The sequence below is a fragment of the Ekhidna sp. genome (assembly GCF_963691765.1).
Lineage (GTDB): Bacteria > Bacteroidota > Bacteroidia > Cytophagales > Cyclobacteriaceae > Ekhidna.
Genome location: NZ_OY829375.1, coordinates 3,655,470 through 3,675,518 on the forward strand (window position 1 = coordinate 3,655,470; position 20,049 = coordinate 3,675,518).

Consider the following 20,049-nt stretch of genomic DNA (forward strand, 5'->3'; position numbering starts at 1 on the left):
TCTCTTATCGAATTTATGAGTAAACAATACAAAAGACATACGATTACAGCAGCGCTTCCATATGCCAATGGACCTGTTCATATTGGCCATTTAGCTGGCGTGTACGTGCCTTCAGATATTTATGTGAGGTTTTTGAGAAGCAAAGGAGAGGATGTAGCCTTTGTTTGTGGATCTGATGAACATGGGGTTGCAATCGAATTGCGAGCCAGAAAAGAGGGGAAAACGCCGCAGGAAGTAGTTGATTTTTACCACAATCAAATCAAAGATTCATTTGAAAGGTTTGGGATAAGTTTTGATATATATCATCGAACTTCATCCAAACTTCATCATGAAACGGCTGCCGAATTTTTCAAGACCATGGAAGCTGAAGGGAAGTTTACTGAACAAACTTCTGAACAGTTTTTCGATGAGAAGGAACAGCAGTTTTTAGCTGATAGATATATCAAGGGCACCTGCCCAAATTGTGGATATGATGAGGCATACGGTGATCAGTGTGAGAATTGTGGTTCTACCCTTAGTCCGTCTGAATTAAAGCAACCGAAATCGATGCTAAGTGGCGAAGCTCCTGTGATGAAAGAAACCAAACATTGGTACTTACCTCTGGATAAATATGAGCCTTGGTTGAAGGAATGGTTGTTGGAAGGCCATAAAGAATGGAAATCAAACGTCTATGGTCAATGTAAAAGTTGGATTGACAATGGCCTTCGTCCAAGGCCAATGACTCGAGATCTAAAATGGGGAATACCCGTGCCAGTAGAAGGTGGAGAGGGTAAAGTACTTTACGTGTGGTTTGATGCACCAATAGGGTATATCTCTGCAACAAAGCAATGGGCTGAGGAAAACGGCAAAAACTGGGAAGATTATTGGAAATCTGAAGACACCAGGTTATTGCATTTCATTGGCAAGGATAATATTGTATTTCATTGCATCATTTTCCCAACGCTTCTTAAAGCAGAAGGATCCTACATTTTGCCAGAAAATGTACCGGCAAATGAGTTTCTGAATTTAGAGAATAACAAAATCTCTACTTCTCGAAATTGGGCGGTTTGGCTTCATGAGTACCTTGAAGAATTCCCAGAGAAGCAGGATGTCTTACGCTACACATTGACAGCAAACGCACCTGAGACCAAAGACAACGATTTCACATGGAAAGACTTCCAGACAAGAAATAATAGTGAGTTGGTAGCCATATTTGGGAATTTCGTGAATAGAGCTGTAGTGCTTACGCATAAGTACTTTGAAGGGAAAGTTCCGGCTAGAAATGAAATTCAACCGATAGATGAGGAGGTGATTAAAGCAGTTAGCGAGGCTCCTGCTAAAATTGAAGCGGCTCTTGATCAATTTAAATTCAGAGAGGCTTTGACGTTGATGATGGAACTAGCCAGAGTTGGAAATAAATACCTTGCTGATACTGAACCATGGAAATTGATTAAAGAGGATCAAACCAGGGTAGAAACAATCCTCAATATAGCGCTTCAGATTAGTGCTAATTTGACGATCCTTTGTGAGCCTTTCTTACCATTTACTTCAGGTCGATTGGTACAAATCTTAAACACAGAAAAGAAAACTTGGAATGATGCAGGTGGAGTTGATTTTCTACCGGATAATCATCAGTTGAATAAAGCCACCTTACTTTTTGAGAAAATTGAAGACAAAGAAGTAGAGGCTCAAGTGAATAAATTATTGGAAACAAAGAAAATGAACGAACAAGAGAATAATGCACCAGAACTTCCTGCAATGAAGGATGAAATCGTATTTGATGATTTTATGAAGATGGATTTACGAGTCGGGGAGATCAAAACTGCAGTTAAAGTAGAGAAGTCAAACAAGCTTCTTCAATTCACAGTAGATATGGGTATGGAAACACGTACCATTTTAAGTGGGGTAGCGAAGCACTTCACACCTGAAGAGATGGTTGGTAAAAAGGTAACTGTTATGGCAAACCTGGCACCGAGAAAAATTATGGGTGTAGAATCACAGGGAATGCTACTTTTTGCTGAAAATTCTGATGGTAAGCTTGTTGCCGTAAGTCCGGGTGATGATGCTCAGAATGGAGCAAGTATTGCTTAGCAAAAAGTATGGAATTCTTAAAGGCTTCTCAAATTGAGAAGCCTTTTTTATTTCTCAAAAAAGGTTGGGGTGTATGAGAACTGTAGGTAAGCGAAATGGGCGATCTCATCTTTGTCTCCACGTTGCTTCAGAATCCTCATACTTTCAGTGGCAAAAAAATGAGTGTAACCAAACCCAAATGCTAAATCCTGATAAGGTTTATAGTTGAAAAAATAATCTACCTCAAAGCCTAAATGCTTATCATCTGTGATCGTGCTATTTTCAGTGTCAAAAATGCTTTCTTGCGTAGCAAACGAGTGTATATGTAAGGAGGTATTCCATTTTTTTGAACCAGCATACTTTACTTTCAAAAAGTAATCAGAAAGTCCACCAGGTACATTAAACCCGGCGAAATAAAACATATCCTGCACACCGAAGTATCGATGCCTTCGTGCATACAGTGGGATGAATGAATTGGTTTCATTGAAATTAGCATCTTGTAGATTTTCAGCACTTGTACCAGACAAGAGATCAAACCCACCGATAAGTCCTAATTTGGGAGTGATGGGAACCTCGGCTTGTAATGATATCATACTTGCATTCACTTTTTGATCTGCACCATTTCTGCCGCGTTGTAGGTAGAAACTCCCTGTAAATTTTATGTCACTTAATGAATGCGAACCGTATAAACCGAATGTTTTAAAATGGTTAATTGAAGTATCAGCTAGTTGCTGCCCGAGGTCTAAAAAGAGAAATGATAGTTCGGTATTGGAAAACTTCTTGTTTAGCCAAATCATACCCATGTTTTTATAATAATTGGTTTCGGTATAGAGATTTTGAAAGATCTCTTGGCGCTCATTATTAACTCCTCCTGCCAGATGTATTTGAAAGCTTGAATCAACACTCTGCCATTGAAGAAGACCAGCGTCATGGGAGCGAGCTTGAAGTCTCCAAGTACTGTTACTAAGTATTTTTAAATCATCATATTCAAATTCTTGTCTTCCTACTTTAAGGCTGAGTCTTTTTGCTACGTTAAATTTTACCCATGCCTGATAGAGGTTAACTGTGGATTCTGTGGTGTTTAGGTCAAACTGACCCCATGTTCGGATGTCTTGAAAGGAAATGTAAGACTCAATGTTATTATCATCTTTATATGATGCGTTGAGTCTCGTACGTTGGGTTATGAGGAATACACCTTGTTCTCCCGGTTCGCTAAGGGTCGTATATCCATCCCTAAATTCTGCTCGCGGCCTAAACTCGGCACCAAGTTTAAATTGCGCATGAGCAATTACAGTAACTAAACATAGAGCTAAGAAGAGTGGTAACTGATTTTTCACAGAGAAGTAGTTAAAAAAGCTTACTGTTGAATCATATAAATTCAACAGCAGCCTTAAAAACAAATCTAAAGTAATTCTCCGTTTTTGAAATATGCACATGCAGTAGTTATTCCACCATTTCTTTGGCCCATCCAATAACTAGTTCAGGTAATTTAGGATCCCATTTACCCGGTTTGAAATTGAACGAGTCGTCTGGCGATTCGTGTATGGTGTTCCAATGATCGAGGCCTGGATAGATGTGTAGTTTGTGATCAGTATGATTGGCTCTGTCGAGAACTTTAATGATCATATGATTGTCAAATTCAGACATGATCCAATCATTGGAACCATATAGTATACGTACGGGTGCTTGGACATTTTCCCATGAAGATGCTAGATCAAAATCTTGCAGCTGCTGATAATATTTCATGGGACGTCCATACATGTGATTGGGGCCATGATAGTTATAGTCTTTTAGAGCGGGATACTCTTCAATGACTTCTTTATAACTCTTTTTTTGAATTAACATTCCATAGTAAAGTGGAATGTATGCTTCATTCATTTTTTTGCTAATTGTAGCCTCATCGTCGCCGCTCATTTGCCTTATACGTCTTTCGATTTCAAGCATGTGTTCAAACCATGTTTTGAAAAAAGTCCCATCCGAAATGATACCTGCAAGATTATGTCTATTTGCCAGCCATGGAGCTAATGCGCTTCCCATACTTGCTCCATAAACGATAATCCTAGTGGTGTCCACATAATTTTTTGATTTCAAGTCCCGAAGCGCACTTTCATAACCATTGAGTTCAGTTTTGAAATCAGTACAACCGCATTCTCCTTCACTATCTCCAACACCAGGTTTATCTACTCTCATCACCACCATACCCGAGTTCTCAACAAGACTTTCGATCATCCTTACCCAATTGTTTGATCTGGAAGAATACTTTTCGATAGTAGAGCAGCTTAAACCTTGTACCAGAAAGATTGCTGGTAGTTTTTGATCAGGATTGGGAGTTGTTATGATTGTACGTTGACGTATCCCATAATCGCTAACGATGCTTTCATAATAGGTACTCAATCCTTGATGTGTTTCCTTTTCTAGTGGGTTAAGTTTTATGGATTTGCTTATCCATTGTGTACCTCTCTTTATATTGAGTTGTGTTTTGGTATCGGCCCTTAGCTGATAAAGGATGTTGTACCAATCTTCTGATCCGATCAATTTTCGATCATTGATTTGTATAATTCTATCGCCTGGTAAGAATCCTGATTTTTCAAGAGGCGATCCTGGCACTATAGTTTCAATGACAGCACCTGGAGTGGTATTGTCAGGCGCTTTTATTCTTGCCTCAAGAGAAGCTCTCCGTGCCAAATCCTGACCGTATAGCACCATCGAGCTTATAACTAACAGAATGAATAAATGTAATTTTTGTCTGTCCATGATATTTTGTTTTGGACCAATACTAGCCAGGCAGCGCACTAAAGATTAGTTTGTTATTCAACCGCTGGGAATTTTTATATAAACTGCGGTAGATTCATGACATCAATTTTTATGAACTACCTTTTTGGATCACGGATTTTAACGCATACATTCTTCTGGTTCGGCTACTTCTTGTTGTTCGGGTTTATTTGGGAAAAAGGAGAGGGGTATGCTTCATCTTACTTTCTTGAATTCGTACTTCTACCAATACGAATCTGCGTCTCTTATGTCGCGCTTTATTGGCTACTCCCGAATGTGCTTTTAAAAAAGCAATTTCTGAAGTTCATCTTCATGTTTGTTGGTTTGCTACTCATTGGTGCGGTAATGCAACGAGTGATTATGTATTTCTTTTATGAGCAAAACAGTGTAGTTGATTTTCAAGAAATATTAGATCCAAGCAGGGTGCTCAGAGCGATAGTGCTAATTAATTCTACAGCTCTTTTTTTATTAGCATTAAAGATTTTGAAGCTGTATTTCCAGGAACGTGCAATCAATCAACCTATTCACGATTCAAGTATAGAAATCAAATCCGATAAACGGTATTACAGGATATTGCCGGGAGATATACTTTACATAGAAGGGCTCGGTAATTACATCACCTACTATTTAGTGGACGGTAGAAAGATCATTGGGTACAACAGCCTTAAGAAAGCAAAAGAAGAATTATCAGATGGATTCATTCGAATTCATAAATCCTTTATTGTAAATGCGAATGCGGTTATTTCCTATGATAAAACTTCAGTAGAAATAACAAAAGATAAGTTTTTACCAATAGGTAACACTTATGAGTTTAAGTCGTCTGAGATTAAAAATTGACCTTTAAAAAGAGATTTGCTGCTGGTATTGTGCCATCAAATGAACGTCCGTATCCCGGAATGGAATAAACATCTACGGGCGAAAACTCATCGTACTCAACCAATACTCTAAATCTTAAATTCAAACCGATACTAAACATGTCTGAGAGCTTTTGATCCGTATAAAGCACCATTTCATACCAGGTAGCATTTACGTCTTCACGGTCTATATTTTGTACAAATGTATCTTGAGTCTCGCTCGGGCTTTCTATAAAAATGCGTCCCTCTTCTTTGAAAATGGCTCTAGCGTATCTAGCTGTGATCCCAATTTTATTTTTAGCTGTAAACTGATTCATGAAGCCTGTTCCAACTCTGAAGTAGTAACCCGAGCTTTCATAGGTCCCATTTGAATAGGCCCCTTCAGGTGTTAAGGTTGCCTGTCCAGCTTCAATGATTAATGGGAATTTTTCAAGGAAGAGTAATTCGATGCCACCTTCATATTTCGTTTCAATATTTGAAGGAATGGTTAATAGCTTACCATAGTCAATATATAGTGATGGTATGACCGTGCGTTTTACAACAATCGAATCTGCAGCATTAGATTGCGCAAAGCAAGTACCAGCTAGTAGGGCCAGACTAAAAGTAAAAAGTAAATGTCGTCTCACCATCAAGGCAATTTTCTTCGCAATTTATTAATGAATCGTAGGGTTCGTTTACTACCCGAATATTTTCAGCTCTTATAAGCACATTTCTTTGATCATCTATTTCTTGGAAATTATCATAAGCAAGCTCGATGGTCTCAGTTATGCCATTTATTGTTACTTCATACTCTGAGAAGGTTCCATCGAATGCGAGTGGAACACTCCATACTTCAGCGCTGTCCTCGAAAGATAGTATGCTGTTGGCGCCTAATATGTCAATTTGTTCAACATAAAGTCTACCAGAGTTTATTGTGGATTTGGTAGTGTTTAAAACAAGCGTGATCGAATCGCCATCCTCATCCAGTGGAGCGTAGAATGCAGAGTCCGCCTGACGATCAAGTATCCATTGTTCTAAATTCATTTTCTCAGCAGATAAATCCGACCCACCAGCAATCGCTTCCTCTACCAATGCTAAACTGTCTCTCAAGATATTCAGTGAGTCAACGTTAGCGTTGAATGATGAATCTATCATTACGATTACTGCAAGACTATCATCGATTTTGGCGATGCTATCTTGATTGATAAAGACGAATGAAACGGTAGGCTCAAAGGATATAGCATCACAATCATCGCAGGGATCACATGCTATGATTGCAACGAAAAGAATAAGGATGTAAAGTGTGTTTTTCACTCGGTTCGCTTCTAAATCGGATCTACGTCAAATACCACGCCAACACTCTTAAATGCAGGCATCTGTTTCATCATTTGTTCGACAGATCGCAGGTATTCCTTAACAGCTGGCAAGTTAATGCCTTGTTTTTCAATTTTCAATGTGATTTCGTGAAGGAACATATTTCTTATTTTACCAATAATTGGTTCTACGGGTCCAATCATCCGCTGATTTCCCAGGTTCTTTCTAATATCAGCTGCAAAGAAACTGGCAGCTTGAAACGAGACAGGCTTGTCTCTATGTTTGAAGGTTATCTTTATTAAACGAGCAAATGGGGGATAAAAGAATCGCTCCCTTTCCAATATTTCCCATTGAAAAAATGCTTGATAATTGTCATTTCTAGCACGTTGAAGCAATTCTTGGTCGGGATCATTTGTCTGGACGATCACCTTTCCGTTTTTGGATTTTCTCCCAGCGCGCCCACTTACCTGTGTGATCAAATGATAGGCCCGCTCATGAGATCGAAAATCTGGAAAGTGGATCATGCGATCGGTATCAAATATTCCTACAAGATTAACTTGATCAAAATCTAGTCCTTTGCTGACCATCTGTGTTCCAACTAAGATGTCTATGTTACCCTCTTCAAAATCTTCGATGATTCGTTGATATCCGTATTTGCTACGAGTAGTGTCCAAGTCCATGCGTTGGACGATGGCCTGCGGAAAAAGTAGTTTTAATTCTTCTTCCAACTCCTCAGTACCAAAGCCGACATTTCTTAATTCAGTGCTTCCACAACTCAGACAGTCCGAATACATACTTTGATTGTATCCACAATAATGACAAACCAGCTTATTGTTGTATTGATGGTAAGTTAGACTTACTGAGCAATTTGGACACTTAGGAATAGATCCACAGTTATCACAACTGATATAGGACGCGTATCCTCTACGATTTTGAAATAATATGACTTGCTCTTTTTTATCCAAAGACTCTTGTATTGCGTCGACTAATACAGACGTGAAATTGCCTTTTAGCTTTCGCTGTTTGCGTTCACGGTTTACGTTTGCGAACTCCATTTTAGGATGATATGCTTCTCCATATCTTGATGTCAATTCAACTATTCCATACTTTCCATCCAATGCATTTTGATATGTTTCTAGCGATGGAGTGGCAGTTCCAAGTAAAACTTTAGCATTGTGGATCGTAGCAAGGTAGATAGCTGAGTCTCTTGCATGATATCGCGGTGCTGGCTCGAATTGTTTGTAAGAAGGTTCGTGTTCTTCATCCACCACTATTAATCCAAGGTCTGAAAAGGGCAGGAAGACAGCACTCCGTACACCTACAACAAAAAGGTATTCTTTGTTTAGTACCTTCTTCCATACTTCCACGCGCTCGTTATCTGAATAGCGTGAATGGTAGACTCCAAAAGAGTCGCCAAATATTTTGTGGAGTCTTGCAATAATCTGAGTGGTTAATGCTATTTCTGGAAGCAGGTAAAGAACCTGCTTACCATTATCTACTTGAGATTTGATTAATTCAATAAAGATCTCTGTTTTACCACTGCCTGTAACTCCATGTAAGAGAACGGTATTAAGTTCTTCAAATGAATTTACGATCAAGCGGCGGCAATGCTCTTGTTGCTGACTTAATGATATGGATTGAACACCCTTGGAGTAGTTTGATGGAAGACGAGATACAATTTCTTCCCATTCAATCAGTATGCTATTCTTAATGAGTGTCTTAAGAGAAGATGGGCTAATCTCTTCTGCAAGCAACTGAGATTTTAGAATTCCTCGGACATTAGACTCTTGATCATCCAGGACTGGTACATCGCGAAGGTAAGCGAGTATAACCTCTTGCTGTTTAGGCTTGGTTTCCAACTCGTTGATTAAGCCCTCTAGCATCCCATCATCCATAAATGGTTCAGCTATTCTAATTCGCTTTACTTTTCTAGGCTGATACTTGTCTTTTACTTTTTCAAATAGATCTATTAGTCCCTTTTCTGAAAGCTTCTTTAGTATTCTCTGTGGTTGTTTTAAACCAAGCACCTCGCTCACATCTTTCATGGTAAGGTCATTGGTTTTTAAAGCTCTAAGCAAGGCCCACTCACGATTATCTACTTCTTCGTCATCGGGATTAATTTCTGGATTTATTCCAACAAATGATTCGCTCGACAATTTCAATGCAGCAGGTATTGCAGCGTTCATGACCTCCCCAATTGAGCAGATATAGTATCTGCCCATCCACTGAAAGAACTTAAGTTGACTTTCTGTTACTATTGGTTGATCATCCAAGACATCCAGCAATTCTTTAGGCTGAAACTCAGAAGCTGCTTCACTGTGAAGTTTTAAGACTATGCCGGTATAAATCTTCTTTTTTCCAAAGGAGACAACTACTCTTTTGCCAGGCTCAATCTCTTCATCAAATTCCCTTGGGATGGAATAGGTAAATGTCCCAGGAAGTGGGAGAGGAAGTATGATTTCGCAATATTGGTTTCGATCGCTCAACGTAATTCGAAGCTACGATTTTCCTGAAAAATATAGATTATCTATTCATGATTTGATCTAACGCTGCATCCACATTGGTCACTGGCCGCTTGCATGACTTGTCATAACAAACATAAATCGTCGTCTTTCCATCCATAGCTGTCTTAAGTGTAAATGGAGGTAGCTCAGTTTCCTCTTTGGCTGCAGAGATAATCTTGTTAGGCATGAATCTCTTGTTCATTTGATTCGCATATTGATCGGCTTCAGGTCCTACTATTATAATTTCAGAAATATCTGAAGCTAACTCCATGGCTAGCAATGCCCAATTGCTCATATATTCTGGTTCTTGAATGACGAGTTCCCTCGTTTGAGCTAGAATTTGCCTTCCTCTTTTAATTAACTGATCATCGTATAGATGAGTGCCTAAGTGTACAAGGTTCCATGCCATCATTGAATTGGATGATGGAATTACGTTATCGAATAATTCTTTTTTTCGAGCGATTAGGGTAGCATTTTCTTCGCTATTGAAATAGTAAAGATTTTCGGTTTCATCGTAAAATGCTTCATTCACCCTATTGGTCAAAGTAAGAGCCAAGTCTAAATAGTTTCGATCAAATGTCGTTTCGTAATACTTGATAAAAGACTGTATAACTGCACTATAATCCTCCATAAACCCTTCTAGATCTTTATCTGGGAATCTGTAGAGCTTGTCATTCTTCACCAACCCCTTCAAAAAGGAGGCGTTTTCGGTGGCTAGATCCAATATTGAAGAATCTTGCAACGCTTGATAAGAGTCAAGTAACCCAGTCAATGCGAGTCCATTCCATCCAGCAATAATTTTATTATCCAGGCCGGGACGAATTCTTGATGCTCTTGCCTTCAAAGCTTCTTGTTTGAAGGAGCGTATTTTGTCGCCAAACTCGTCAATATTCATTTTGTACTTATCGGCAAGTTCCTGTTCTCCAACTACTACTCGTAAAGCATTCTTTCCTTCCCAATTTCCACCTTTACGGACATCATAGTATTCTTTAATCATCGAAGAGTCTTTACCAGCAAGCTTCCTTATTTCATTATAGGTCCAAACATAGAACTTGCCTTCCTCGCCCTCACTATCAGCATCAAGAGCTGAATAAAAGCCACCTGAAGGGTCATACATCTCTCTTTTCAACCACTCAACAGTTTCTTTAATTGTGCTTTCAAACTTTGGATTGGATGTTAACTTAAATCCATTTGCATACAGGCTGAGAAGTTGTCCATTGTCATAAAGCATTTTCTCAAAATGGGGGACATGCCATTCTTCATCGGTGCTGTATCGTGCAAATCCACCACCGATGTGGTCGTAAATTCCGCCATCAGCTATTTTCTCTAAAGTGAATTCAAGATGCGAAAGCGCATCTGCATCACCAGATTGACTAGCATAGATTGCAAGGTATTGCCAAACTGAGGGCATTGGAAATTTTGGAGACTTTCGAATACCGCCATCTATAGGATCGAATTTTTTTCTTAGGTTCTCATACGTAGAATCAATTTCTTCTACAGTCAATCTAAAGTCTGTGCCCTCCAGGCGATATTTTTCAGATTCTTTAGCCTGAAGACTTTTGGTAAATTCTTCTGCTGATTCATCGATTTTAGCTCTATTCTTTTCAAATGCATCAGCTACACTGGTAAGCAGATTTACCCAACCAGCTTTAGGGAAATAGGTTCCTCCATAAAAAGGCTTTTGATCTGGTGTGAGAAAAACATTGAGGGGCCAGCCACCATTCAATCCCATTGCTTGGACGGCATCCATATACACTTGATCTACATCCGGACGTTCTTCACGATCGACTTTGATGTTAATAAAATATTCGTTCATGATTCTAGCAACCGCAGTGTCTTCAAAAGATTCTTTCTCCATTACATGACACCAATGGCAACTTGAATATCCGATACTCACTAAGATCGGTTTGTCTTCATTCTTCGCCTGGGACAAAGCTTTTTCTCCCCACTCTTGCCAGTCTACGGGATTTCTAGCATGTTGCTGTAGGTAAGGGCTTGTAGAATTAATAAGATCATTCGTGTGTTCAGACATTTCTGTTTGACTTTTAGGTTGACAGGCTACTATGATAAAAATTAGAAAAAGAAATCTCATTTAATCTGTTCTTTCAATTGTTTCAATTCAACACTTAAATCAAGTTTTTCATTCAGTTTTTCCATTTTCTCCAGTGTAGATTTTAGAAACTTTTGGTGAGAATCTGATTGGGGTTGAAAAGGTTTATGGTTTATCGCTGAATTTAATTTTGACCATTGCTTTAATACTTCGCGTGTCTCTGTATCAAAATAGGTATCCGCAAAAGTCTCCCAAATGTATTGTATTGCTTCCTTCGAAGGGTGAATCATATCTGAGTCATAGTATCGATAGTCTCTCAACTGATCAATAAGTATCTCATAGGAAGGAAAATAGCTAACATCTTGGTATGCGCGAATAATTATTTGAATGGCATCAATTAGTACCGCTTTACTATGGTTGTTTTCAATCAACCCATCCCGAATATGTCGTACTGGACTTACTGTAAGTATGATGTTCAGTTTGGGATTGAGCTCTGATAGGTAGGAGTAAAGTCTCTCAAAGTGAGAAGTGATTTCTTCTTGGCTCAGTAATCTTTTATTGAATGAATTAGCTGCCACTTTGTGACAATTTGCAACGATGCCAGCACTCATGTGCTCATATACAAACGAGGTGCCTAATGTGATAACAAGCCAGTTTGCCGACTTTAAAAATTGTTGTGTTTGATCTTGCCTGGATTCAAAGAGGCTCTCAACATCGTTTTTGTTCAATCCTGAGATTGTACCATGTGCATCCCAGTGATAGAAAATGCCTTGACTTGCAATCGTTTTTTCAGTTTGGGACTCAGCCTCCAATAATTTGAAAATAGAGTGTGGATTATAGATGGTGCCGAAAGGATTAGAAAGGCAGTCGAATTTATTTTGTCGCATCAGCGCACCCATTTCATCAGAAAAGCACGAGCCCATCATAAAGATGGAGTCATTGATGCTAATCTTCTTAGAAGATGGAGGGATGTTAAATTCTAGTGTAAACACAGAAGCGCTTTTATTCACTTCAAATTTAGATGAATTTAGTCGTCAGCCTTCAACTTGATCATCACTGGTCTATGATCTGAAACTTGCGAAAGGTAGCTTGACACACAATCGTCTAATCTAGCTGTGTAGGTGGCTACAAGATTGTCGCAAAGCTCATTGGTCACGAGAATATGATCAATGTGACTGGGGCAAAAGGATGCTCCAGTGCATGGGAAGCTATAATCAGCACCATCTCCATTGTAGATTGGGAGGTCTGCGAAAATGAAATTTTCGGTGTCATTGAGGAAGTTTGTAAAAGAAGAACCGCTATCAAAGTCCTCATTCCAATCTCCAAGTATGATGACCTCATCATTCGGAAAATTTTCATCTATATACTCTTTCATCCGGATGCTCGCGTCTGTTCTTCTATCTTCCGAACCACTGCAACACTTCAAGTGGATATTTATCAATTTGACTGAAAGCCCGTTGGAATGTGTGATGTCCACTTCTACCGGCTCTCTTGGAAAAGGGCTTGTCAGACCTCCGAATAATCTCTTAGGAGTACCAAAACTTGTGATTTCTGATGTCTTATAGATATAGCCGAGTTCAATGGTACCGTTTACATCGGTTACTACTCCCTCATATCCATTTAAAGAACTTACAACTGAATTAAATGCTGAAATTTCATCTATCTCTTGCACTGCATAGATGTCTGCATTCATATCCTGAATGATCTCAATGACAGTAGCAATGGTGCCCGATCGCATGGGGAAGTTTTCAATATTCCATGTCACAACCTCAAGCTCGTCAGTCTCTTGTGCAGGCGTGCACTGCACTGTGCCAGTATTGTAAGTGACATTATTGCAAGTTCCTGAACCAGTATTGTTTCCATCATCGCCGCCGTTGTTAGGCTCAGTGATTTCAATGGTAACAGAATTTTGTGTTCCGATTTGAATAAGATCAGAATTTCCACCGCTTATGGTTAGTTCAAATGAATCGACATTGTTGTCAGAATCAGGAGTAGGAGCAACAATTATCGTAGCTTGAGTAGCACCACTATTAAATGCAATTAAAATTTCAGATGATTGCGATGCTGGCTGAGTTGTAAAGTCTGTGTCATAAAAGGCACTACCTTCTTCAAGCGAAACTTCAATAATTCCATCAAAATCAGCAGGTTCCGAAAACTCGATGATTATAACATCTGCAGTGCTTGATTCCGATATGCGCTGACTTGCTTCCCGAAAATTAACTGTGATTGGGGTCCCTGTTATTTCCTCGCCATCACTTCCGCACCCGAAAAGCATCAGGAGACTGATCACTGCTAAGAATTTCTTCATAAAATTATTTTTCAACTAGAATGTATACTGGAAAGTGATCGCTATATCCACCTATGTATTTACCAAAAGAGAATGATCTAAATGGTGACCCCGCATATTGTCCTGATGTTTGTCTCAACCAATTAGGACTAAAAATGCTGAACGAACTTGTTTTATAGGTAGAACCACTTCCACTAATCATGCCTTGACTAATGATTATTTGATCAAATAGGTTCCATGCTCCTCGATAGGAGAGTGTTCCAGTACCTTGCTTGAATGTCTCGGAAGATGTGTTGAATAGATCACCATCCACCATTTTTTTGATCCGATCAATCGCTCTAAGCTCCTTTTTCACAGACACATTTCTAGGGTCGTCGTTGAAATCGCCCATCAAAATAATTTTTGCTTCTGGAGATTCAGATAAGATTGAATCAACTGCTTGTCTCAGTCGTGCTCCAGCTTGATTTCTTTTTTCTGCACCGCTTCTTCTAGATGGCCAGTGATTAACTCCAACCGTGATCGTATCACCGTAATAGATACCTGTACAAAGTAGTATGTCTCTCGTAAAATACCCTTCCTCAGGATATTTGACCCAAGCAGAATTAATAACCTTGAACTTATTCTTCTTGTAAATTAGTGCAACATCAATTCCTCGTTTATCTGGAGAGTTTTTGTGCACAATATCATATTTATGTCCCTTTAGTTGAGGAGTAGCAATTAAGTCTTCAATAACCTTTTTGTTTTCCACCTCAGATAGACCAATTATGTCCGCACCTTGAGCCATGCTCGCAAGCACCTTAGAGATATTTTTTAGCTTCTCCTGATATCGCTGACTATCCCACTTGCGATCTCCGCCTGGAAGGTATTCTTCATCTCGGATGTCAGGATCGTCTTCTGTATCAAAAAGATTTTCGACATTGTAAAACCCAATAGCACCAACTACTCGTTTTTGGGCTTGAGCAGAGAGTATTATTAGCGTTAATCCGATACTAAAAAGGAGCTTTGTTTTGGTCGCAAATTTCATGAGGCAAAAGTGATTCATTTTCATTTTACATACAGTTCCCAATAGCCATACATTTGTTAATGATTTGATAATTATACAGTGCTCGAGTTAACATTAACTTAACTTTGGGAGCTGTTAAATTCTGATTTATCATAAAAAATGATGCTTCTTACTTTTTAACACAAATAGTGCACCATTTTTCAATTTTGATGTTTTATTGGCTTAGATAGCATAGAAGGCGCTAAATCTTATGACGTTAGGGATGAGTTTCTATTGATCAGTTATATAGAAAAAGAGAGAGCTTACTTTTCACTGTTTACTGTAATTTTTGATCCGCGCGGCATTGAGGAAATTTGTAGGGAATTATAAACCACAAATACAAAACCTACATGCTAAGAAAGCATTTGTTGCTATTTCTCATATTGGGAATGGCCATGCATTTTACCATTGCTCAGACAGGAAGTGTGAGCGGTGTTGTAACGGATAAACGCACACAAGAGGCGCTTATTGGAAGCACTGTTGTGCTACAAGGAACTAACTACGGTTCCCTTACAGGGATCAATGGAGAATTCACAATAGAGAATGTCCCTTCTGGTTCTTACACATTAAAAGTTTCATACATTGGATTCAGCACACTTGAGCAATCGGTAACGATCGGAAGTGGGAATTTAAACGTTGGTACACTTTACATTGAAGAAGAGGCAATCGGACTTGAGGAAGTTCAGGTTTTTGCTTCGGTTGTTGAAGAGCGTAAGTCTCCAATAGCGATAACCACGTTCAACGCTCAGGACCTTGACGAAAGATTCAACAATGTTTCTTTGGCAGAAGCTATCCAGAACACTCCTGGTGTATACACGATACAGGGAAATGGAGGATACGGAGATCAAGAAGTTTATATAAGAGGTTTTGATCAATCGAATGTAGCCTTTCTAGTAAATGGTATTCCAGTAAATGATATGGAGAATGGCAGAATGTTCTGGTCAAACTTTGCAGGCCTCAACCAAGTAACAAGAACTACACAAGTTCAAAGAGGGCTTGGAGCATCCAAATTAGCAGTAAGCTCAATTGGTGGTACTGTAAACATGATTACTAAACCTTCTGATAGAAGTGAAGGTGGAAGAATTGAATATCAATTAGGCACCGGTGCTTGGAACAACAGATTAAGATTCACTTACAATACTGGCGAGTCAAGTAATGGCTGGGCATTCTCGTTTCAAGGAACTAGAACAACAACTTCTACTAGTAGAGATGGATTATCTTCCATAGCTCCGGGACAAGGTCCAATCACGCCAGGTGCATTTGTAGATGCATGGAGTTACTATGTTTCTCTTTCCAAGCAGATCAATAATAAGCATCAAGTAATGTTTTGGGCATTTGGAGCTCCATTCAATAGGGGTTCTGCCTTTGCTGTAGATGAAGCTACTGCTGCAACTTTTGGCATTGAAGGACAGATAGGTAATAACGCTCTTGGTATCTACAGGGGTGAGTTATTCAATGCCCGACAGAATAAGGTGCACAAACCTTTGACCGCTCTAACACACTATTGGGATCTAGATGAAAAGACCAATATAACAACCTCGGTATACTATTCCAATGCAAGAGTTTACTCAGTACAACCTAGAGATGCGGAAGCTCCGGTATTCTTAAATGAGAGAGATTCTTCGGACATTGGAACAATATTTACAACCGATAACTTAATTAATTGGGACTATTTAGCTGATCAAAATCGCCAGGATGGTCGTCAAGTAACTGTTCCTTTTCCTAATGGAGATGTTAACACTCCTTCAGTAACAGGATTTAATTCTCAATACTATTTAGAATCAAGACACAACAATCATAATTGGATCGGAGTAGTAAGTAATTTCACTAAGCAGATTGGTAATGTCAGACTTAGAAGCGGAATTGACCTAAGATTTTACAGAGGAGAGCACTTTGCTGAAGTATTCGATTTGCTAGGAGGGGATTTCATAATTAATGAAAACAGATTCGAGAATGAATATAATTTGCTTGATTCTGAAAATGCCATTGCTCGAAACGGAGACAAAACCAATTACTGGTACGATGGTATAGTGAATTGGTATTCTTTCTTTACACAGGCAGAATACACATTAAACAAACTAGATGTTTTTGGTTCAGCAACGCTTACATTCTCTGACATGCAGCGAGTGGGTTATTTCTGGGCTGAAGGAGATCCGTCGTTCGACAATTTCTACTTCAATTCTTTGGGAAAATCTGAAAAGAGAAATTTCACAACTTACACACTAAAAGCAGGAGCTAACTATCGAATAAGTGGTAGACATAATGTATTTGCAAACGCTGGATTTTTTACTAGACCACCGTTTTTAAGTAATGCTTTTGTAGATGCTCGCTATTCAAACGAGTATAGAATAGGCTTGAAAGAAGAAAAAGTTCTTTCCTCAGAAATAGGGTATGGCTTCAAAACTTCGTTTTTGAAGGTGAATGTAAATGCATACTATTTACAATGGAGAGATCGAACTACGGAATCTAGAACCGCACCTTCAGACAATCAAGGAATGAGCATTCAGAATGTTCCGGATGTTCAGCTGTCACTCACTGGGTTGGTGTCAACACACCAAGGTCTAGAAATTGATTTTGAATATAACCCAGTCTCCAATTTGGAATTAACAGGATTTGTCTCATTAGGAGATTGGACATGGACAGATGTTCCACCACAGTCAGTGAATGGTCCAAATGGTAATCCAGTATTCGTTGACCTCCAAGAAGATATGGAAGGACTACCGGTAGGTACTTCGCCGCAAACAACCGCAGGTTTAGGATTCCATTACACAGGAGTAAGAAGCACATACATGGGAGCAAGACTCAACTATGCAGATAAAATTCCATTGCGTTGGAATCCAGATGATATCGCAAACAATTTCGTAGAGCGCGAGGATATTTTAAATAATGAATTCGGTGATTACTATACAGTAGATTTTTATGCTGGTAGATACTTTGACTTATCGGATGATATCTCTGGTCGAATATCTGTAAGTATCCAAAACCTGTTTGATCAAAACTATGTCAGATGGGCGAGTTATTTCTTTGATCAAGTACAGCCAGGAATTGGCTTCCCACGAACTTATACAATTGGTTTAAGCCTAGATTTTTAATTAATGAAAAAGATAATTTATATCGCTCTTTTTGTATTGCTTGCTGTTGCTTGCAAAGACGATGATGCTCGAGATATTTCTGGCATTGCGGTAGGATTCACACAGGATGTGGTTGGTGAAATCACAGAAGAAGATGGTGTGAACTTTGTATTCACAATGAATGCAAGTGGTTTGATTGGTGACTCAGAAGCATTTGCTATTGTAGATGTAGATCTTTCCGATGAGGGAGTAATTTTCACAAGTCCTTCATTAAACAATGGGACAATTAGAGTTCCAATCGTACAAGATAGCGTACTAACCGATGAGGGAGTTTTGGTCCCTGTTGTAGTTGGTCAGATTGAAGTGCAAGCGCTAAATGATCTAATCGAAGGTGGATATTCTGCCACATTTACTATTACAGGTGTTGAGGGAGCAGTGAATACAATTTCCTCTGCTAATACATTTACATTACTAGTAAGAGATGCTGATTCATCACCTATCTTCCAAGAAGATTTTGAAAGTGGATTGAATGATTGGACAATCATCAACGCAGGAGGTAGCAATACTTGGGGAACCACATTTTTTGATGACAACACTTCAGCTATCGCTTCTACTTTCAATAGCACAAATGCTGTTGAGGAAGACAATTGGTTAATTTCTCCTGAAATAGATTTTAGTTCTTTCACAGGAGGAAAACTTTCATTCCTCTCTAAAACTAGATTTAATGATGAGGGTAATAGATTGGAAGTTTCTTTCCTAGAGGGCTTCGATGGAGTAGACCCTTCAACAGCAACACAAACCATATTTAACCCAACCTTGGATCCACATGAAGGTGGTGGTTTCGGAACTTTCACAAGTTCTGGAGATATAGATCTTAGTGCCATCAATGTCTCAGGACACATTGCATTTAGATTTAAAGCAGTGAATGCTAATGACGCTTCTGGATGGGAAGTTGATGATGTGGTAGTAAGTGCTTTCGATCCTGATGCAAGTGGTGGAGGAACAGATAATTTAGTTTCCCTTCCTTTCTCAGAGGATTTTGAAAATTGTACTACTGATTTCGCAATACCTTCTGCATTTGAAGTTCAATATGCTTCTGGTTCTAAGGATGATCGTGGATGGGCATGTCGTCAATTTGGTGTAGACGGATCTAGAGCTGTACGTGTGAACACGTTTGGTGGTGATGTAGGCACTTCTGACACATGGTTGATAACTCAAAATCAATTTGACCTTACAGGAACTTCATTTGCTGACTTAAGCTTCGATGTTCAGTCTCAAGGAAGTGGTGATGGAGAGCTTAAGGTTTACTACAGCTCTGACTATTTTGGTAATTTATCTTTTGCAACATGGGTTGAATTGGATGTATCATCTCAGCTTCCTGATAAGGGTACAAGCACCTACGAAACTGTAACAACCATGATACCTGGTGGTGAAAATGTGTATCTGGCCTTCCAGTTTGAAGGTTCGTCAGAGAGCAGTTCAGCATCATATGATATCGACAACATATCGCTTACTGAGGCAACTGGTGGTGGAGGTACGTTCTCGTTACCATTTACTGATGATTTCGAAAGTTGCACAGTCGTAGGTGATTTCAATATTCCTAGCAATTGGATTGAAGAAAATGTGCCAGGAACGAAAACAGATAGAGGTTGGGGATGTAGAGCTTTTGGAAGAGATGGAACAAGTGCACCTAGAGCTAGTGCTTTTGGAGGTGAAGATGGTGAAGATGATGCATGGCTTATTAGCAATGGTACGATTGATTTGACCAGCGTTACTAGTGCTACGCTTGTATTTTGGGCTGAGTCCCGCTTTAGTGGACCAGGAGATCTTCAAGTTCTTTGGTCTACTGATTACTCAGGCATTGGAGATCCTAATTCTGCTACATGGACTCAGTTGACAGATGTTGCTGCGCAACTACCAGCAGAAGGGTCTGAGGTGTTTACAGAGATTACTAGTGACATGAGCGACGCAGCAGGTTCAGAAGTATATCTGGCATTCAGATACTTTGGAGGTACTTCTGGAGCTTCAGTTGCATTAACTATTGATGATTTGAGTTTAACTGGAAGTTAAAATAGATGGATCGGTACAATCTGTTGCTTCAGTATTGAAGTAACAGGATTGAGCCAC

General features: G+C 39.2%; 13 protein-coding genes. 4 read left to right on the plus strand and 9 right to left on the minus strand.

The features are described from left to right. The first annotated feature begins 15 nt into the window (after positions 1-15). Entirely contained in the window at positions 16-2,070 is a 2,055-nt protein-coding gene (gene metG / locus ACY650_RS16545; RefSeq protein ID WP_462249094.1) for a methionine--tRNA ligase, read from the plus strand. 47 nt (positions 2,071-2,117) lie between these two features. On the opposite strand, the gene ACY650_RS16550 is transcribed toward metG, so the two are convergent. After that, on the minus strand, positions 2,118-3,386 hold the full coding sequence (locus ACY650_RS16550; protein ID WP_462249096.1) for an alginate export family protein: 1,269 nt from the start codon (positions 3,384-3,386) through the stop codon (positions 2,118-2,120). Positions 3,387-3,492: 106 nt separating this feature from the next. Then, positions 3,493-4,803, minus strand: coding sequence for an alpha/beta fold hydrolase (locus ACY650_RS16555; RefSeq protein ID WP_462249098.1), 1,311 nt, complete (start codon positions 4,801-4,803; stop codon positions 3,493-3,495). A gap of 96 nt (positions 4,804-4,899) precedes the next feature. Here ACY650_RS16555 and ACY650_RS16560 point away from each other — a divergent pair, with 96 nt between their 5' ends. Further along, complete coding sequence (locus ACY650_RS16560) at positions 4,900-5,658, plus strand: LytR/AlgR family response regulator transcription factor (RefSeq protein ID WP_462249100.1); 759 nt, start codon at positions 4,900-4,902, stop codon at positions 5,656-5,658. Here the strand turns inward: ACY650_RS16560 and ACY650_RS16565 are convergent. The 7 genes from ACY650_RS16565 to ACY650_RS16595 are packed head-to-tail and all read right to left on the minus strand — an operon-like array spanning position 5,648 to position 14,833. Continuing rightward, on the minus strand, positions 5,648-6,304 hold the full coding sequence (locus ACY650_RS16565; protein WP_462249102.1) for a DUF6048 family protein: 657 nt from the start codon (positions 6,302-6,304) through the stop codon (positions 5,648-5,650). The genes ACY650_RS16560 and ACY650_RS16565 overlap by 11 nt on opposite strands. Then, a complete protein-coding gene (locus ACY650_RS16570) occupies positions 6,273-6,968 on the minus strand; it encodes a hypothetical protein (protein WP_462249104.1) in 696 nt (231 codons plus the stop codon). The genes ACY650_RS16565 and ACY650_RS16570 overlap by 32 nt, the downstream gene beginning before the upstream one ends. An 11-nt stretch (positions 6,969-6,979) precedes the next feature. Continuing rightward, positions 6,980-9,454, minus strand: coding sequence for a replication restart helicase PriA (priA, locus tag ACY650_RS16575; protein ID WP_462249106.1), 2,475 nt, complete (start codon positions 9,452-9,454; stop codon positions 6,980-6,982). Between the two features lie 37 nt (positions 9,455-9,491). Then, complete coding sequence (locus ACY650_RS16580) at positions 9,492-11,504, minus strand: thioredoxin domain-containing protein (protein WP_462249108.1); 2,013 nt, start codon at positions 11,502-11,504, stop codon at positions 9,492-9,494. A 56-nt stretch (positions 11,505-11,560) separates the two neighbouring features. After that, positions 11,561-12,532 carry a GSCFA domain-containing protein gene (locus tag ACY650_RS16585; protein WP_462249110.1) on the minus strand — a complete coding sequence of 324 codons (972 nt, stop codon included), beginning with the start codon at positions 12,530-12,532 and terminating at the stop codon, positions 11,561-11,563. Positions 12,533-12,549: 17 nt separating this feature from the next. Further along, a complete protein-coding gene (locus tag ACY650_RS16590) occupies positions 12,550-13,830 on the minus strand; it encodes an endonuclease/exonuclease/phosphatase family protein (RefSeq protein ID WP_462249112.1) in 1,281 nt (426 codons plus the stop codon). Positions 13,831-13,834: 4 nt separating this feature from the next. Further along, positions 13,835-14,833, minus strand: a complete 999-nt coding sequence (locus ACY650_RS16595) for an endonuclease/exonuclease/phosphatase family protein (protein WP_462249114.1) — start codon at positions 14,831-14,833, stop codon at positions 13,835-13,837. A gap of 368 nt (positions 14,834-15,201) precedes the next feature. Here ACY650_RS16595 and ACY650_RS16600 point away from each other — a divergent pair, with 368 nt between their 5' ends. Together ACY650_RS16600 and ACY650_RS16605 are read left to right on the plus strand one after the other, a co-directional pair. Continuing rightward, complete coding sequence (locus ACY650_RS16600) at positions 15,202-17,943, plus strand: TonB-dependent receptor (protein ID WP_462249116.1); 2,742 nt, start codon at positions 15,202-15,204, stop codon at positions 17,941-17,943. A gap of 3 nt (positions 17,944-17,946) precedes the next feature. Then, on the plus strand, positions 17,947-19,992 hold the full coding sequence (locus ACY650_RS16605; protein WP_462249118.1) for a choice-of-anchor J domain-containing protein: 2,046 nt from the start codon (positions 17,947-17,949) through the stop codon (positions 19,990-19,992). Positions 19,993-20,049 lie beyond the last annotated feature (57 nt).

Coding starts and splice junctions, on each gene's coding strand:
- metG (WP_462249094.1), top strand. CDS start 16: ATGAGTAAACAATACAAAAGACATACGATTACAGCAGCGCTTCCATAT.
- ACY650_RS16555 (WP_462249098.1), bottom strand. CDS start 4,803: ATGGACAGACAAAAATTACATTTATTCATTCTGTTAGTTATAAGCTCG.
- ACY650_RS16560 (WP_462249100.1), top strand. CDS start 4,900: ATGACATCAATTTTTATGAACTACCTTTTTGGATCACGGATTTTAACG.
- ACY650_RS16565 (WP_462249102.1), bottom strand. CDS start 6,304: ATGGTGAGACGACATTTACTTTTTACTTTTAGTCTGGCCCTACTAGCT.
- ACY650_RS16580 (WP_462249108.1), bottom strand. CDS start 11,504: ATGTCTGAACACACGAATGATCTTATTAATTCTACAAGCCCTTACCTA.
- ACY650_RS16590 (WP_462249112.1), bottom strand. CDS start 13,830: ATGAAGAAATTCTTAGCAGTGATCAGTCTCCTGATGCTTTTCGGGTGC.
- ACY650_RS16595 (WP_462249114.1), bottom strand. CDS start 14,833: ATGAAATTTGCGACCAAAACAAAGCTCCTTTTTAGTATCGGATTAACG.
- ACY650_RS16600 (WP_462249116.1), top strand. CDS start 15,202: ATGCTAAGAAAGCATTTGTTGCTATTTCTCATATTGGGAATGGCCATG.
- ACY650_RS16605 (WP_462249118.1), top strand. CDS start 17,947: ATGAAAAAGATAATTTATATCGCTCTTTTTGTATTGCTTGCTGTTGCT.